The organism is Asticcacaulis solisilvae (assembly GCF_052327315.1).
Classification (GTDB): Bacteria; Pseudomonadota; Alphaproteobacteria; order Caulobacterales; family Caulobacteraceae; genus Asticcacaulis; species Asticcacaulis solisilvae_B.
On record NZ_CP166197.1, the window covers coordinates 79,202 to 97,080 of the forward strand.

Consider the following 17,879-nt stretch of genomic DNA (forward strand, 5'->3'; position numbering starts at 1 on the left):
CCCCCATGAAAAGCCATATCCTGGCGCTCGACCAGGGCACGACGTCGAGCCGCGCCATCGTCTTCGACGCTGCGGGCGCCGTGAAGGCCGTCGCGCAGAAGCCGTTCAACCAGATATTCCCCGAGCCCGGCCGGGTCGAACACGACGCCAATGAAATCTGGAGCACGCAGATCGGCGTGTCGCAGGAGGCAATTGCGGCGGCCGGTCTTGTCGCGGGCGATATCGCCGCCATCGGCATCGCCAACCAGCGTGAAACAACGGTGGTATGGGAGCGCGCCACGGGCAAGCCGATCCACAACGCCATCGTCTGGCAGGATCGGCGCACGGCGGGAATGTGCGACGACTTACGTGCCGCCGGCTATGAAGACACGTTTCGCAAAAAGACCGGCCTGCTGCTCGATCCCTATTTCAGCGGCACCAAGCTTGCCTGGATTCTCGACCACGTCGATGGCGCCCGCGCGCGGGCGGAGCGGGGAGACCTGGCCTTCGGCACTGTCGATTGCTGGCTGCTGAACCGGCTGAGCGGCGGCGAATTGCACGTCACCGACGCCAGCAATGCCAGCCGTACCCTGATGTTCGATATCCATACCGGCCAGTGGGACGACGAATTGCTCCGTATTCTGAATATTCCGCGCGCGCTTCTGCCCGTGGTGCGCGGTAATTCGGAGATCTATGGCGAGACGGCGCAGGGCCTGTTCGGCGCGCGCATCGCCATCGCCGGCATGGCGGGCGACCAGCAGGCGGCGACCTTCGGCCAGGCGTGCCTTGAGCCCGGCATGGCCAAGAACACCTATGGCACGGGCTGCTTCCTGCTGATGAATACGGGAAGCGAAGCGAAAGAAAGCCGCAACCGGCTCCTGACCACCCTGGCCTGGCAGGTGGACGGGAAACGCACCTATGCACTCGAAGGCTCGGTCTTTGTCGCCGGCGCCGCCGTGCAGTGGCTGCGCGACGGCCTTGGCATTATCCGGTCGAGCGACGAGGTCGGGCCCCTGGCGGCGTCGGTGCCCGATACCGGCGGTGTGGTTTTCGTGCCGGCCTTTACCGGGCTGGGCGCGCCGCAGTGGGACGCCTATGCGCGCGGCACGATCGTCGGGCTGACGCGCGGGACGACGAAAGCGCATATCGCGCGCGCCGTACTTGAGGCCATAGCGTGCCAGTCGGCGGAACTACTTGACGCCATGCGGGCCGACAGCGGGGTTGCGTGTCATGAACTGCGCGTCGACGGCGGCGCGGCCAGCAACGACCTGCTGATGCAGATCCAGGCCGACCTGCTGGGGGTGCCGGTGGTGCGGCCCAGGGTCACCGAAACGACGGCGCTGGGCGCAGCCTGTCTGGCGGGTCTGGCGACCGGTGTGTGGACAAGCGCCGACGACCTGCGCGGGCAATGGCGGGTCGATCGCGTTTTCGAACCGGCCATTTCCGCCGATGCCCGGGAAAGCCGTCTGGCGCTATGGCGCAAGGCCGTGTCGCGCAGCCAGAACTGGGCGGACGCCTGATGGACGATCCGCGCCGGGCCATTGTGAAGGCTGCGCGCGCCGACCGCGTGTGGGATGTCATCATCATCGGCGGCGGCGCGTCAGGTCTCGGGGCGGCGGTCGATGCCGTCACACGCGGCTATTCCACCCTGCTTCTGGAGGCGCACGATTACGCCAAGGGCACCAGCAGCCGCTCGACCAAGCTGATCCACGGCGGTGTGCGTTATCTCGCCCAGGGCAATATCCATCTGGTGCACGAATCGCTGCACGAACGCGGGCTGTTGAAGCGCAACGCGCCGCATCTGGTGCACGACCTCGGGTTCCTGGTCGCGGCCTATCAGGGCTGGCGGCTGCCCTTCTACGGCGCGGGCCTCAAGGTCTATGACGCCCTGGCCGGGCGGTTGAACCTGAAACCCAGCCGGCTTTTGTCGAGCAGGCAGGCGCTTGATCAGGTGGCGACCTTGAAGCGGGCGGGGCTTAAGGGCGGCGTCCTTTATTTCGATGGCCAGTTCGACGATGCGCGCCTGGCCATGGCCTTGTTGCGCACCTTCGAAGACCATGGCGGGGTGGCGTTGAATGCCGCCGCCGTGACCGGCCTGACCAAGAGCGCCGGGCGCGTGACGGGCGTCGAGGCGCGCGACGGCGAAACAGGCGAACGCTTTACCGCGCATGGCCGCGTCGTCATCAACGCCACCGGCATCTTCGCTGACGGTGTGCGCCATCTCGACGATCCGACAGCCGAGCCGCTGCTGTCGCCCAGCCAGGGTGTGCACCTTGTCGTGCCCCGGCGCTTCCTGCCGGGCGACACGGCCCTGATGGTGCCGAGAACCGAGGATGGCCGTGTGCTGTTCGCGGTGCCGTGGCATGGCCGGACGCTGCTTGGCACGACCGACACGCCCGTGCCCGATATCGCCGTCGAGCCGCGCGCGCTGGACCAGGAAATCGACTTTATCCTGCGGACGGCGGCGGCGTATCTCGACCCCGCGCCGACACGCGCCGATATCCTGAGCGTGTTCGCGGGCCTCCGGCCGCTGGTCAAGGCGGCGCCCGGCGAAGACACGAAAAAGCTGTCGCGCGATCACCTGATCCGCGTGTCGGACAGCGGGCTTGTGACGCTGACTGGCGGCAAGTGGACGACCTATCGCCGCATGGGGCAGGACGTGGTTGACCGCGCCGCAATCGTCGGGGGATTACACACCGCGCCATCCGTCACCGAGGCACTCCATCTGCATGGCCACGATGCCGCTGCGTCGGATGACCATTGGCGCGTCTATGGTTCGGATGCGCACGCCGTATGCGATCTGCCGGGCAGCGATCGAGTGCTGCATCCCGACCTGCCCTATGTCGAGGCCGAGGTCCGCTGGGCCGTGCGTTACGAACAGGCGCGCACGGTCGAGGACGTGCTGGCACGACGGTTGCGCGCGCTGTTGCTCGATGCTCATGCCGCCGTCACCATGGCACCCCGCGTCGCTGAACTGATGGCCGAAGCGCTGGACCGCGACGCCGGTTGGCAGGCGGCGCAGGTGGTGGCGTTTAGGGAACTGGCGAAGGGGTATCTGGTCGCGCCTCAGTAGTCGGTGATGTCGTCCTTGCCAAGCGGGACGAAGTCCTGCCGTGGATAGGCGCGGCCGCGCTTGATCGTCAGGATCAGGCTTTTGAGGTTACCGAGATCGTCGAGCGGATTGGCTGTCAGCACGATCATGTTGGCCAGCTTGCCGGGTACGATTTCACCCATCTCCTTATCCTGTCCGGCAGCATGGGCACTGACGGCCGTCGCAGACGATAGCACGGCGGCGATCGGCATGTCGGCCTTCGTATGAAGGTCGTCAAGCTCATGAAACAGATCGGGCCAGGGGTCGGTCCACGGTGCGATATTGTCCGTGCCCGCCGATATCGCTACGCCAGCGCGGAAGGCCTGGCCGGCAATCGCGCCACCCACGACGTCGTCGCAGCTGCCGGGTGTCAGCGGCGGCATGTCCGCAGCTTGCGCGGCGCCGGGCGGAGGCGGGGCATAGGTCCACAGCGTCGCGTCGAGAATGGTGCCGCGCTGCTTCATCGTCGCAAACAGGCGCGCCAACGCCGGATTGTCGCCGTGGCGGACGCGGTCGAGGTTGGCCGGTTGCCTGGGCTGGCCGAACGCCGGCACGGTTGCGTCGGGTTCACGCACCAGCAGACAGGCATGGGAGACGGCATCGACACCGGCGACGACGACTTCGGAGGGTTTGGCCGGGTAGAGGGTGGCGTGCGCCCAGACCTTGAGGCCCTGCCGATGGGCTTCGGCTGTAATGCGTTGTGCCAGGGCGGGCGTCAGCGCCGCATAGAGCTTGATTGCCGTGGCATTGGTGCCGCGGGCCCGCGCCACGGCCAGCGGCAGGTCGGTTTCGGGCGTGACCGACTGCATCCACGGCAGGGTGCCGTTGACGCCGCCGACCGAGGTTTCGGCCGTGCGCGGATCGGTGAAGAAGGCGGGGCCGGCCATCAGCGCGGCGTAATAGATGTCGGGCGCGGGGATGTCACCGACAAGCGCCTCGCGGGTCAATTCGCCGACCGGACGCAGGTCGTCCGCCATGTCCCGCACCGCCGTCACGCCACCATAGAGGTCACGCCGCAGCACGGCCTGGGCCTGGCGTTGGTTGGGCGGCGTGGCCAGATGGACGTGCGAGTCGATAAGGCCGGGCATCAGGTAGCGACCGGACAGGTCCACGACACGGGCCTTGGCTTTTTCCGTGGCGAGGGCGCTGTCGGAAAACACTGCGGTAATTCGCTCACCATCGACCAGCACGTCCATGTGCGGCAGCGCCGTGGCCGTTGCCGGATCGATCAGGGTGGCGTCGCGGTAAAGGACGCGTTCGGGCGCGGGGGGCGCCGCCAAGGCAGACCCTGCGACGAAAGCAAGGACCAGGATCGTCAGGCCCGTCAGCGGACCCACGGGTGATACGCGCATGGAAGTCTCCGGCACTGGATCTGGAATGGTGCGGGTCAGGTGGAAGAATACCCGTTTCCAGCGATACGGTGACGATAGTAACGACCGCCTGTCAAGGCCTGTGTCAGCTCCCGAACGGCTTGGCCGCCGCAAAGGTCACACTCGGCGGGACCTTGAAGCTGCTTTCCGGATCAGGGTGTGCGGGATCGAAATGCGGCAGGCCATCTGTCACCGCTTCGGCCACCCTGAGATGATTGGCGCGCAGGCCCTCGACGACGATCTTGGCCAGCTCGTAGGCGCCATAGGGGCTGTGGTGCGTCATGTCGACCTTGGCGTAGTCGGACGTATGCTCGAACAGGGCCAGGGACGGCTTTTCGCCGAGCGCCTCGTACAGCACCTTGCTCTCGGCATTGAGATCGATCAGCACGGCGCCGCTGGCCTGCGCGGCTTCGCGCGCCATCTGCGGATAGTCCTCGAGGCTGTTGACCACGATGCCGTTCTCGAACGTGTGGCGGTTCATCGGCGTGACGATGACGGCGGTAGCACCCTTCGCCTTGACCTTCGTCGCCCAGTCGATCAGCCCGGCCTTGTATTTTTGCGCGGCGTCCGGGTCCTTGGCCTTTTCCTTCATGTCGTTATGGCCGAACTGGACGATAAAGACGTCGCCCGGCTTGATCAGCGACAGGATCTTGTCGAAGCGGCCGCGGCCGATGCTGGACGATACGCTCTCGCCCGATTCGCCGTGATTGGCGATCGCCACAACCGGCTTGAAAAAGCGCGGCAGCATCTGGCCCCAACTGGCATAGGGCTCGCCCGACTGATCGCAGACCGTCGAGTCGCCGAGAAGATATATGGTCGGCACGGTGACGGGTTCGACGCTCACTTCACGAACCGCTGGATTGCCGTCGAATTCGAGCGTGATGCGGCTGTCCCAGGCGCGGCCTTCGGTCTCGCTTTCGCGCGGCGCTTTCAGCTTGACGCTCGTGCCGTCGGGCATAAGCGGTGTGCGCACATTGACGACAAAGCTTTGCGTCGTCTTGCCATTGGCGGGCACCGCGACGGTCTCGAGCATCAGCCGGCGCAGCTCGGCCTTGACGGTGGTGTCGGAGGCCTGGTCGCCGCCCAGCGCCACCGTCACGCGGTAATTGCCTTCGGGCGCATCGAAACTGAAGAAGAAGGGGTTGCCCCCGGCGCTGGTCGCGCCAATCGCCGGGGCGTCGCCTTCGAAGCCGTAGCCATGCGCTGTGTCGTAAGCGTTATCGACGCGGGCCGCGCCGGCGGGCAGCTCGGCATCCGTGCCGAAGACGAAGTCGCGATGCGACTGGGCAAAAGCCGGCGAGGCCAGAAACACAAGGGCGGCGGACAGATAGAGGGGCTTCATGGTTTCATTTCCGGGGTGAGGGTAAGGCCGGTGATCTGGGCATCGTCGAGCGCGACGGGTTTCGGATCGCGGACGACGACCTTGGAATTGGTCAGCACCATGCCGCGCACATGGCTGATCGACCCGGCGGTATCGGCGGTGATCTCGACGTGGTCGAGGCGCAGGTTTTCGAGCGGTGCCCCGGCATAGGCCTCGATGCTGAAGGCGGTCTGGGCCACCGCTTTCACATTGCGGATATCGATATCGTGGACGTGCGGCATGCCCTTGTCGGCGGGGACCGGCGTCGCCAGCGCCTGCCAGTGCGGAGGCACGGGATCGGTGCCGGCGGGGATGGTGGCGTAGCTGTAGGACGGGTTCCAGTTGAGTTCGACGCGCACGGCGGCGCGGGCGCCTGCGATATCGAGATCGTGGATACGGATGTTGGATACCGTGCCGCCGCGCGTATGCGCCGACTTGAACCAGATGCCGCTGCCGACGGGACCCAGCACCTTCAGGCCATAGACCTCGACGTCGCGGATGCTGCCGGACGTCTCGCTGCCGAAGGTGATGCCGGCCGCCGCAGCACGGATCGTCGAATTGCGCACCACGACGTGCTCGGTCGGGCGGTTGACGCGCAGGCCGTCGGAATCGCGCCCGGCCTTGAGGCACAGGGCGTCGTCGTTGACGTCGATATCGGCGTTTTCGACCAGGACGTCGTGCGAGGAATCGATATCGATACCGTCGGTCGAAGGCCCTTTGCCGTCGATATTGTTGCGGATCGTCACGCCCGATACGTGCACGTCGTGCGAATAGACAAGCTGCACCGTCCAGAAGCCAGAACGGATCAGATTCAGGCCGCCACCCAGATCGACGCGGGCCGAATTGTAGACCTGGATCAGGCGCGGCCGTTCGGCGTCGTAGTCCGACGCCCAGCGCAGGCCCTTGGGCTCATAGCCCTGGCGCAGGGTGCGGTAGCCGTCCCAGAACATCTTGCCGTTGCCGTCGATCGTGCCTTCGCCGGAAATGCGCACATCGCTTTGGCCGTAGACATTGATCAGCGCTGCCGGCCACGTCATCTCGATCCCGGCGATCCGGGTCGGCAGGCGCGGATAGGCGTCGAGCGTCTGGCGGCCGGTCAGGGTAGCGCCCTTGTCGAGGTGGAGCTCCATGCCCGATTTCAGAAACAGCGAGCCCGTCAGATAGGTGCCTGCGGGAATGTTGAGCGTGCCTTGTTTGGCGGCGGTGGCGTCGATAGCGGCCTGGAGCGCTGCGGTGTCGTCGGTCGTGCCGTCGCCCTTGGCGCCGAAATCGCGGGCGTTGACGGTGGCGGCGGATATGCCGTGCGGCGCGGCGGGATTGACTTCGGCGTGCGCGGGCAGGGCGAAGGTGAGCGCCAGAAGAAGGGAAACGTATTTCATTCGGTCACCAGGGCAGGGGCACTGAGCAGACCCGACGGCAGGGGCTGGAGATTGTCCATGCCCTGCGCCGTAAAGCGCTCGCCGTACTTCGCCTTGAGCGCCGAATAGTCGGCCTTGGGGCGGCCGGCCAGTTCGTTGATCGCGGTGTTTGATACGCGGATCTCAATGTGGTTGGTCCCCGGATGGACCAGGCCTTTCAGGCTGACGGTGAAGGGGGCGCTCCATACCGATCCGGCCCGCTTGCCATCTACAAAGACCTCTGCGATTTCGCGTACGGGCGAATCGAGGAAGGCTTGCGTGCCCGGGACCTTACCCTGGGGGACGACCACCGTGCCCGAACCGAAATCGAGCGCCGTCAGGCCCGCCGCAATATCGTTGCGCGAAAGCACGACATCACGGCTGTAAATTGCTGTACCGGAATAGTGCGCCGTGTCGGAATTGTCCGTCCACGACGACAATGCCGTGACGGGATGCGCGGGGTTATCGGCAAGGGCGATCGTCCAGCCGCCGGCCAGGACCTTGTGCTGCGCCTTGACGGCGGCGGTCCTGGTCGCAGGCGCGGACGCCGCCGCACCAAAGACGAAGACGCGCGATTCGTATGGCGCCAGCGTCACGTTTTGCCCGGGCGTCCAACGGCGGACCGTTCCGGTGCGCGCGTCCCATTGTTGCGCGACCGGAGTGGCGGCGCGGAATGCCGGCGTCATCGTCACGGTCTGATTGCTTGTGTTGGCAACAAAGTAGAGATCGCCGTCGGCCAGCTTCCTGTGCACGAAGCCCACGCCTTGCGGGGCGCCCGATACATCGGGCGGCGTCAAAGATTTCAACGTCTCGCCGACCTTTGCCTCGGCGATCTGACGGCCGGTGGTCCCGCTATCCACGCTGAGCACGATCCCGCCTTTTTGCGCGAAATCGGCGATGGCCTTCTGGCTGTCGGCATCGAGGCGCGTGACCTTCGGCAGGATCAGCACGCGATGGCCGATGCCCTTGGCGGCGATCGAAGCCGTATCGACATAGTCGAAATTATATCCGGCATCGAGAATCTGCGCCGTCAGCCCGGGCGTGACATAGGCGTCCATCTGGCCATTGATCGTCGCCTTGTCGGGCGTGATATGGGCCAGCGCATCGTCTTCCGGAAGGAAGATCGCAACATCGGCGACGGGTTCGCCCTGGCGCAGCAGGTAGCTCATGCGGGTGAGATAACGGGTGACATCGGGCATGACGCCCCACCACGGATTATGGTCGTTGAACACGGCGGCGGCGTAAAACGCCCAACCCGGCTCGCCCGCCTCTGGTGGCGAATAGGGCCAGCCGTGGGCGACGAACTGGTTGACGCCCTCCAGCATCAGCGTGTCGGCCTCGGCCTTGATATCGAGCGGCGTGGCCCGAAACGCGCCGGCGTGCAGCCAGGTCCAGCTTTCCGCCGAGGTCACCGGATTGCCATAAGCGTGGTTGGCCGACGACGCCCAGCGCGTGGTGGTGAAGCGCCGCCAGTCGGCGCCTTCGCCTTCCGGCAGGTCGATCAGGCGCTGCGACGACAGGGCGACCGGCGGGAAGCCATAGATTTGGGCGCGGAATTTCGTGTCGTGCGCCTTCGCCCACGCCTCAACGGGCTTGAGGTAGCGATCCTCGACCAGCTCCTGTAGCGTCAGGCCCCAGTCGCGGCGGACATTGGCGCTGTCGGGGCGGTTGGTGAACAGGGCCGGGAGCAGGGGCGCAAGATCGTAGCCCCGGCGCTTTTTGAACTCGGCCAACAGGTCGCCCGTCCAGTCGGCGCCGTAGACCTCCAGGCTGTCGCTGAAGACGGCGGCCGGCGGCTCGGCGAAGGCGGTCATCAGCCGGTCGGCGACGGCGTGCAGATGCGTCTGCACGGCCTCGGCATTCATGTGGTCGAGGACATAGCCTTCGGCGCCGACTGTCGGGCGCTTGACTTGCTGGCCGGTGGGCGACTGGACGAACAGGAAGACGGTGGTGCCCTTCGCCGCAGTGACGTGGTCGCCAGTGATGGCGACAGGCTGTGCCGAGGCAAGGTCGGCGCCGGCAAACGCCGCGACCCTTTGCTCGCCGGCGGTCAGCGCGGGCAGGGCTACGTCACCGGTGTCATTCGTAAGGCTGACCATGCGGATATGCGCCGAAGCGAGGTCCGGCGTGATATGCGGCCCGCCATAGGGCCAGCCCGAGCCGAGCGTCAGGTCAACGCGCAGGCCTTCGGCACGGCCTGTATCGTTGGCCAGCCGCACGGCCTTCAGGAAATCATCCGACAGATAGGGCGTATTGCCCTCCACGCTCAACGGATAGACGGGTTGCAGCTCGAAACCGCCGAAACCGCCGGCCTTCATCGCCTTGATTTCGCGGACGATCTCGCTCGATTCGACGTGACCGCCGAACCACCACCAGCGCACCAACGGTCGCGCCTCGGGCGGCGGGCTGGCGAAACCGTCAGCCAGCGTTCCGGCGCCGGCCGGTGCCGCCACGGCCAGCAGGAGCGCGAGCCACGCCGCCCGCATCAGAACCCACCCTTGTCGATGCTGTCGATCGTCTTGTCCGGCACATTGCGGCTGCCGAAGGTGCGGAAGCCCCTGACGCCGTCGAAGGCGAAGTTGGGCGCGCCCGACGGGAACTTGACGAAGGTGGCGTCGAAGCCATCGACGTCCTTCAGCCACACGGCCGGCCGGGCGTCGGGGGCGCGCACCGTCACCTCGACGTGGCTCAGCTCGACATTCCTGGCATGGCGCGCGAACAGCCCCGTCGCCGGCAGAGGACCGAACATGTTCGGGTCGGGATACTTGTCCTCGTTGTCGGGCGGCAGGAGCGCCGCCATGGCCGCGTCGCCGCCGCCCGGCTGGTCGAAGAAGACATTGCTGATCCTGACGTCCTCGACACTGTGGCCGTCGACGCCCGCCAGGATCATGGGGAAGGGGGAATTGCTCGTGCAGGTCACGTTGTCGATGGTGACGCGCTTGAGCGTGCCGATGGGGACGTCCTTCGGTCCGCGCATGCGGCGGCCCAAACGCAGGAAGATCGGCGCGCTGACCAGGCCGCGCATGGTGACGTTGCTGACGGCGATGTCTTCCAGGATCGCGCCGTCCATGGTTTCCAGCGCCAGGCCCCAGCACTTTTCGAAGATGCAGTTGCTGATGGCGATATTCTTGAAGCCGCCGTTCGATTCCGTGCCGCACTTGATGCGCCCCAGCCGCCAGGCGCCGTTCTTTTCGTCGAACAGCCTGAACGTGCCGTCGATGACAGAGCCGACCTCGTAACTGCCGGTGACGTAGCAGTTGGCGATGGTGACGTTCTCGGTGGTGCGGGCGTAGCCCAGCGCAAAGCTCGACTTGGGGCAGATGCCGTCGTCGTGGGGCGAATTGACCGTGCAGTTGCTGACGTGAACGTTGCGGCAGCAGTCGATGTCGAAGCCGTCGCGGTCGGTATCGACGACCAGGTTGTCGATCGTCATGTTGTCAACGCCGGTGGCCAGAAGCGCGAAATGCCCGCCCTTCAGGATCGAGAAATCGCGAAGCTGGACGTTGTGGCAGTTCTTGAGCGCGATCGCCTTGTTGCCGACACCCGGCAGTTCGGCTTGCGGCAGGTCCTTGTCGGTCTTGTGCCCGCGGGAGAGACCCTTGCCCCAGATCAGGCCGTCGCCGAGGATGGCGATGTCGTGCAGGCCTTCCCCGTAGATCAGCGAATTCTTCCAATGGTTATGACCATAGTCCTGGAAGGGTTCGATGGCGGGGTCCTGCGGCTCGGCCATGTCGTAGCCGCCGCTGGTCGTGCCTTCGAGCGGCACAGAAGCCGCCAGCAGGACCGCGCCGCGATCGAGGTAGAGTGTGACGCTGCTTTTGAGGTGGATGGTGTAGCTGGCATAGGTGCCGGCGGGGAAATAGACGGTCCCGCCGCCGCGCGCCGAAGCGGCTGCGATAGCGCGGTCGATGGCCGGAGAATCGATTGTGGCCCCGTCGCCCTTCGCCCCGAAGTCACGGATATTGATCAGGCCCGGCGACAGCAGGGGCGGTGCCGATTTGGCCGGGGGCCTGGCAAGCGCACCCGTTGCAGCAAGGCTCAGCAGCCCGGTTCCGGCCACGAGCAGACGGCGGCGATCCAGCATGTTTCCAATCCCTATTTTTAATATGGCGTGTCTATTTTTTGCGAAGAATAGGCGTATTCTGCGACGGCCCGTTGACGATTGCACGTGAAAAAGTGCGGTGTCCGGCGCGGACACATGCAAAATTTTGCGTTATTGTGATTGAAAATGATCTGAAACAAAGGCCGTTCAAGGGGCTGGAGAGGAAACGCATGTCCAAACTGAAATCGACCCTGGCAATGGCCGGCGCCGCGCTTTTTTTCGCGGCGTCCGCCAACGCCCAGGCCCTTGATACGCCGCCGCCGCACTTCGATCCGAACACCGTCCCGCCCGCAGCCGACGTCATCGCCGCCATGAAGCGCGAGGCCTCCGCCGAAGTGGCGCGCCTCAAGGCCATAGACGCCGCGCCCGACACGGCGCGCGAACGCGGCGGCGCGATCAGCCCCAACTGGGTGTCGGCGACATTTCTCATCGGCGCCAACCGGCTGGCGCGCATGGCCGACGCCCCCGACGTCCAGGATTATACGCTGAAGGTGGCGCAGCGCTACAACTTCGCCCTGCGTACCGGCGGGGCGCCCGTCAACCTGATCAATGCCGACGACCAGGCGCTGGGCGACGTCTATGAAGACCTCTACCTGCGCCAGGGCCTGCCGGGCGTGCTGATGCCGACGCAGCAGCGCCTCGACTACACCGTGCCGTACCTGCGCAAGGACCCGCAGCCGAAGCGCCTTGTCTGGTGGTGGTGCGACGCGTTGTTCATGGCGCCGGCCGTCTATGCCCGCATGTCGCAAATCACCGGCGATCCCAAATATATCGAGGCCATGGACGTGCAGTGGTGGCGCACCTACGACCGCCTGTGGGACGACAAGGAACACCTGTTCGCCCGCGATGAGCGCTTCGTCACGCGCCTGGACGAGTCGGGCAGGAAGATTTTCTGGTCGCGCGGCGAAGGCTGGGTGCTGGCGGGCCTGGCGCGGCTGCTCGAAGCCATGCCGGCCGACTTTCCGTCGCGCCCGCGCTATGTGAAGGTCTACCAGCAGATGGCGGCGCGCATCATTACCCTTCAGCAGCCCGACGGCCTGTGGCGCACCAGCCTGCTCAACACCAGCGCCTTTCCGGAAGCCGAGACTTCGGGCACGGCGCTCGACACCTTTGCGCTCGCCTTCGGCATCAATCACGGGCTGCTCGACCGCGCGACCTACCTTCCGCATGTGACGCGCGCCTGGGCGGGCCTGCACGACTATATCCTGCCGGGCGGAATCCTCGGCCAGGTGCAGACCGGCGGCGACCAGCCGGTGCCGACGAGGCGGGAAACAATCGGACTATATGCCAGCGGCGCCTATCTGCTGGCGGGCTCGGAAGTGGCGAAGCTGAGCGACCCCGTGTCGCCTCTGCCGCTGGCCGTGACGCCGCCCGCCGCCATGACCCAGGTGGCGTCCGATATCGGGCCGTCGCGCGCCCCGTCGACGCCGGCCGAGGAAAAGGAAGCACAGCGCAAGGTCCTGGAGCGCGAGGCGATCAAGGCCTTGGCCTACGACCCCCTCAGCGACGATCCGGACTATACACCCGTCTATAATATGGGTACAAAGGTCAAAAAACAGGGAAACGTGAAATGACCATTTTGCCCAAGTTTCTTGTTGCGTCCGCATTCCTGTGTCTCGCTGCCCCGGCGTTTGCGGTTGAGCCGGTGCCGATGCCGAAGATCGTCAAGCCGGTCGAGCCCCCAGCGACCGAAGCCGCCAAGGCGCCGGCTGCCTTCGCCGGCATCGCGCCCTACCGTTACGACGACGTGCTGTGGGAAAACGACCGTATCGCCCACCGTCTTTATGGCCATGCGCTCGAAGCCTATGAGCCGCCGTCCGGTTCGGGCCTCGACGCCTGGGGCAAGAATGTCCGCTGGCCCTTCATGGAGCGCCAGCTGCATACCGGCCAGCAGCATGACTATCACGGCGAAGGCCTCGACTTCTACGATGTCGGCACGACGCGCGGCATGGGCGGGCTCGGTATCTGGTACGACAACAAGCTTTGGACCTCGCGCAACTATATCAAGGCGCGCATCCTCAATCCCGGCCCCAAGGAAGCCAGTTTCGAAGTCGATTACGCGCCGTGGCCGGTCGATGTCAGCCGCAAGGTCTGGGAAACGCGCCGTTTCAGTCTGCCGGTCGGCACCAATTTCACGCGCATGGTCTCGACCATCAGCTCGGACAGCCAGGCGCCGCTGATCGTCGGCATAGGCATCGAAAAGAAGCCGATCGCCGGCCAGACAAAAGGCACCTTCACCGCCGACCGCGCCACGGGCCGCTTCATCTGGTGGGGCCCGACGGATCCGGAAAAGGGCACGATGGCGACCGCCGTCATGGTCGATCCGGCCATGATCGCGGACGTCAAGGAAGACGCCGACAACTTCCTGGTGCTGATCACCGTCACGCCCGGCAAGCCGTTCGTCTATTATGCCGGCGCTGCCTGGGACAAGGGGCTCGATTTCCGCACCCAGGCCGACTGGCTGGCCTATGTCCGGGCGCAGACGCCCGACTTCAAGCCGTAACCTACCACATGCTGGGATGTACGGCCAAAACCGCGATATAAGTACCACATATTCGTTCTGATTATCGGTTCTTTGTTCCGGATATATGGACGGCATCCCACGATACGGTTAATCCTGTTGCCATAACAGCCGGCATGATAAAAAGGCCGGGGACCGGGAATCAGGGGTAGGCTATGGAGGACGGGACTTCCGATATCGTCGCCTGGGTCAGCTCGAACGTTCTGCCGTTCGAGGCGGAGTTGCGTGGCTGGCTGCGCAACGTGCTGAACGACGCGCATGAGGTCGACGACCTTGTCCAGGACATCTATTGCCGCATGCTGAACCTGTCGTCGGTCGCCCATATCGGCGAACCGCGCGCCTATCTTTACCAGGTGGCGCGCAGCCTCATCATCAACCGCCTGCGCCGCCGTGCCATCGTGCGCATCGACACCGTGCAGAACATGGATGAGGTGGCGGGTTTCGACGCCGGCCCGTCGCCGGAACAGGTGACCGTGGCGCGCGCCGAGCTGAAATGGGTGCTGGGCCTGATCGCCAACCTGCCCGAACGCTGCAAGGAAGTCTTCCGCCTGCGCAAGGTCTACGGCTTGTCGCAGGCCGAGACGGCGAAAGCGCTCAGCGTCAGCGAAAACGTCGTCGAAAAAGAGACGATGCGCGGCCTCAGCCTGATTTCCGAAACGGTCGCCCGGGTCGGCATCGCCGACTATGCCGCCGTACGCAAGGCCAAGGCGAAGCGCGCGGGATAGTCCCCGCGGCAGCATGATGCCGGTCTAATAATAAATGTGAATTTTTCTTATCACCGAATGGCGGAAAATCTCTCCGCGCGTGTTTCCTTACCCGAGGGCGATCAAACCGCCCCGCATCATAAAAAACTCTGAACCGGGTAAGAGAGGAAACGCCGCATGCATGCGAAGCATAGGGGTATGTTCATGGGTGGCCTGATGGCCGCCGTCAGCGTCCTGGCCGTCACGGCCGGCACCGCCTCCGCGCAAGGCGCGGAAAAGAGTTTCAACATTCCAGCCGAGCCGGCCGCCGCGGCGCTGAAGGACTTCGCGCGCCAGTCGGGACAGCCGGTCCTGGCTGCCAGCGCCGATCTCAATGGTGTCACGACGAACGCCGTCACCGGCAGCTTCCAGCCGCGCGATGCCCTCCAGCGCCTGGTCGACGGCAAGGGCCTGGAAATCCGCACCGACGCGAACGGCGCCATGCTGGTGATCAATGCCCGCGCCCAGGCGGCTGGCGGCACCGCGGCGTCCGCGGAAGCGCCCGCTGTTCCTGCCTCCGACCAGGTCGTCGTCGTCACCGGCTTCAAGAAGAGTTATGCCGACGCCGTGCGCATGAAGCGCAGCGCGGTCGGCATCACCGACTCCATCTCTTCGGACGGCCTCGGCCGCTTTCCCGACCTCAATGTCGGCGAAGCCGTGCAGCGCATTCCGGGCGTGCAGATCAACCGCGAAGCCGGGTCGCGCGACGCCACCATCAACCTGCGCGGCCTGCCGGGCACCTATGCGCGCACGACGCTGAACGGCCTGGCTTTCGCCGAACCGATTCTCGATTCCTCGACGCCGCTCGGCGCTTTCAATTCCGATATCTTCTCGGCCATTTCGATCATCAAGTCGCCGTCGGCGGCCGATCAGCCGGGTGGGCTGTCCGGCAATGTCGACCTGCAGATCGCGCCGGCGCTGGGCCGCAAGGACGGCGGCTTCTTCAAGCTGTCGAACGAATATGACACGCTCGGCAAGCTTTCCAGCCCGGCCTTTACGCTCGGCTACAACAAGCACTTCAGTCCGGACCTGGCCGTGTTCGGCGTGGTGGCCTTCAAGGACGAGAAGTTCCGCCGCGACTCGATCAACTTCCCGCAATATACGGCGCTGAACCCCAACACGACGCCGAACTTCCTAAGCCGCTATGCCGACTATTACGCGCCGGCGGCAGCCTCCTGCCCGTCGGGCCAGCAGTGCACGACCGGTGGCACAGGGCTTTTGTCCAAGGCGGGCGTGTTTGCCCCGACCGACGTCCGCCAGGTCGTCAAATATAACGAAGGCACGCTGGTAACCGCTGCGGGCGGCGTCGAATACAAGCCCAACGACAATCTCAAGCTGGGCGTCAGCGGCTTCCTGACCGAGCGCGACCTGAAGAAGAACTATACCGACATCATCGATATCGACATGCGCAACGCGCTGACGGTGATCAACCCGACGTCGGCGCCCTTCAAGCTGGCGGATGGCAACTACTACGTCAACCAGTACACCTTCTCGAACACCAGCGTATACGACTCGTTCCGCTCGGAGCCACTGGTCGAAAAGACCTGGGGCCTGAACGCCAACGCCGACTGGAAGAGCGACGACTGGCGCCTGTCGGCGGTGCTGACGGCGTCGCAGGCCGAGAACGACAGCCACCAGACCCAGCTCGATGGCCGCAACATGCCGAAAGCGGCCGGAAACGGCACGGCAGGCAGCTTCTTCTCGGGCGGCGACAATATCGAAAACTACGCCCTGTCGCTGACCGCGCCGAATCCGGCGGTCGCCTTCACGTCGGGCGAATTTACGTCGGGCGTGTCGTCGGGTCCGTCGCTGACCGCGCCCAACGGCGACATCTTCATCGTCGCCGGCAGCCAGGGTACGGCGAAGAATACGCTGAACGCCGCCCAGGTCGATCTCGAACGCTATCTCGCCAACTATGGCTGGGTGTCGAGCGTGCAGTTCGGCGCCCGCGTCGAGCAGGACAAGTACCTTTCGCACGGCTATCGCACCAGCGCCGTGGGTGTGCAGTACCAGAACATCGACAACAGCTTCGTCCGCCAGAGCGACTATGCCGGCGACTTCTTCGGCGGCGTGGCGGGCGGCTACCTGACCAACTGGCAGACCATCAACTACGATACGGCGGTCTCCAAGCTGCAGCCGGTCACCGTGCCCGCGGGCGCAACCCTGACCGACACCGGCTGGATCAACGACCCGACCAACGGCTCGTTCTTCTCCAACAACTTCACCAACGCCAACGATATCTTCTCGGCCTACACCATGGCCAAGCTGAAGTTCGATCTCTTCGGCATCCGCGTGCGCGGCAATACCGGCGTGCGCTATGAGCAGACCGACAACACCATCACCTCGCTCGACAAGAACTCGGCCGGCGTCTTCGTCAACACGGTGCACAAGCGCAGCTATCATAACCTGTTGCCGTCGCTGCTGCTGTCGGCGGATCTGACCGACGACCTGGTCCTGCGCGGCGCCGCCTACGCTACCTTTGTGCGGCCGTCGCCCCGCCAGGTGTCGCCGGCGACCATCGTGTCGGGCTCGGCCAATACGGGCTTTACGGTGTCGCTGGGCAATCTGGGCCTCAACCCTTACCGCGCCAATTCCTACGACCTCTCGCTGGAATGGTATAACCGCCCGAACGGCGTGATCTCGATCGACTTCTTCCGCAAGGATGTCCAGGGCATCATCACGGCGGTGACCGACAAGAGCACCATCTGCCCGTCAGATGCCACGGCGTGGGGCCTGGGTCACCTGTCGTGGAACGGCACGGCCTGCGTCAGCGACCTGACGACGACGACCGGCACGCCCGCCACTGTCGCGGTCAGCGGCAATTACAACAGCCCGCGGCCGCTGCGCGTCTCGGGGATCGAGTTCAACGTCCAGCAGAACCTCGACTTCCTGCCGGGCTTCTGGAAGAATTTCGGCGGCGCCTTCAACTACTCCTATACGACCATCGCCGGCGGCAATCCGGACGGGTCGAAGGCCATCCTGCCGGGCGTATCGAAGAACAATTACAACTTCATCGCCTTCTACGAGACGCCGAAATTCGGCATCCGCGCGGTCTACAACTATCGCGACGAATATATCCTGTCGGGTGGCTCAACCTTCTCGGGCGGTCCCAGCATCGTCGGCGCGCGCGGCCAGCTCGATATCTCGGCCTCGTACAATATCAACGCGCGCTTCAGCCTCAGCCTCGATGCGTTCAACCTGACCGACGCGCGGCGCACCCAGTATCAGAACGAGGAACTGATGCCGCGCGCCAACGACTATGACGGCCGGACCTATACGCTGAGCCTGCACGGAACCTTCTGACCGCATACTCCCT

The 17,879-nt window shown here is 65.1% G+C and carries 11 protein-coding genes; 6 read left to right on the forward strand and 5 right to left on the reverse strand.

Translation table 11 applies throughout. From position 1 onward, the window contains the following. Window positions 1–5 precede the first annotated feature (5 nt). Entirely contained in the window at window positions 6–1,499 is a 1,494-nt protein-coding gene (glpK, locus tag AB8717_RS19730; protein WP_443751231.1) for a glycerol kinase GlpK, read from the forward strand. Beyond that, complete coding sequence (locus AB8717_RS19735; protein WP_443751232.1) at window positions 1,454–3,052, forward strand: glycerol-3-phosphate dehydrogenase/oxidase; 1,599 nt, start codon at window positions 1,454–1,456, stop codon at window positions 3,050–3,052. Before glpK ends, AB8717_RS19735 begins: the two co-directional genes overlap by 46 nt. Here AB8717_RS19735 and AB8717_RS19740 read toward each other — a convergent pair. The 5 genes from AB8717_RS19740 to AB8717_RS19760 form a co-directional block, all read right to left on the reverse strand. Further along, window positions 3,046–4,422, reverse strand: coding sequence for an amidohydrolase family protein (locus AB8717_RS19740; protein ID WP_443751233.1), 1,377 nt, complete (start codon window positions 4,420–4,422; stop codon window positions 3,046–3,048). The genes AB8717_RS19735 and AB8717_RS19740 overlap by 7 nt on opposite strands. A 103-nt stretch (window positions 4,423–4,525) precedes the next feature. Beyond that, window positions 4,526–5,782: a rhamnogalacturonan acetylesterase gene (locus AB8717_RS19745; RefSeq protein ID WP_443751234.1), complete on the reverse strand. Its 1,257-nt coding sequence runs from the start codon at window positions 5,780–5,782 to the stop codon at window positions 4,526–4,528. Beyond that, a complete protein-coding gene (locus tag AB8717_RS19750; RefSeq protein WP_443751235.1) occupies window positions 5,779–7,179 on the reverse strand; it encodes a glycoside hydrolase family 28 protein in 1,401 nt (466 codons plus the stop codon). The genes AB8717_RS19745 and AB8717_RS19750 overlap by 4 nt, the downstream gene beginning before the upstream one ends. Further along, the gene (locus AB8717_RS19755) at window positions 7,176–9,683 is read right to left on the reverse strand and encodes a glycosyl hydrolase (protein WP_443751236.1); all 2,508 of its coding nucleotides are present in this window, start codon (window positions 9,681–9,683) and stop codon (window positions 7,176–7,178) included. Before AB8717_RS19755 ends, AB8717_RS19750 begins: the two co-directional genes overlap by 4 nt. Beyond that, the gene (locus tag AB8717_RS19760) at window positions 9,683–11,281 is read right to left on the reverse strand and encodes a rhamnogalacturonidase (protein ID WP_443751237.1); all 1,599 of its coding nucleotides are present in this window, start codon (window positions 11,279–11,281) and stop codon (window positions 9,683–9,685) included. The genes AB8717_RS19755 and AB8717_RS19760 overlap by 1 nt, the downstream gene beginning before the upstream one ends. A gap of 188 nt (window positions 11,282–11,469) precedes the next feature. Here AB8717_RS19760 and AB8717_RS19765 point away from each other — a divergent pair, with 188 nt between their 5' ends. The 4 genes from AB8717_RS19765 (at window position 11,470) to AB8717_RS19780 (ending at window position 17,866) form a co-directional block, all read left to right on the forward strand. Next, complete coding sequence (locus AB8717_RS19765) at window positions 11,470–12,873, forward strand: glycoside hydrolase family 88/105 protein (RefSeq protein ID WP_443751238.1); 1,404 nt, start codon at window positions 11,470–11,472, stop codon at window positions 12,871–12,873. Beyond that, window positions 12,870–13,802, forward strand: a complete 933-nt coding sequence (locus tag AB8717_RS19770) for a DUF4861 family protein (protein ID WP_443751239.1) — start codon at window positions 12,870–12,872, stop codon at window positions 13,800–13,802. The genes AB8717_RS19765 and AB8717_RS19770 overlap by 4 nt, the downstream gene beginning before the upstream one ends. Before the next feature lie 173 nt (window positions 13,803–13,975). Next, a complete protein-coding gene (locus tag AB8717_RS19775; protein WP_443751240.1) occupies window positions 13,976–14,545 on the forward strand; it encodes an RNA polymerase sigma factor in 570 nt (189 codons plus the stop codon). Window positions 14,546–14,728: 183 nt separating this feature from the next. Further along, on the forward strand, window positions 14,729–17,866 hold the full coding sequence (locus tag AB8717_RS19780) for a TonB-dependent receptor (protein ID WP_443751241.1): 3,138 nt from the start codon (window positions 14,729–14,731) through the stop codon (window positions 17,864–17,866). Window positions 17,867–17,879: the final 13 nt, after the last annotated feature.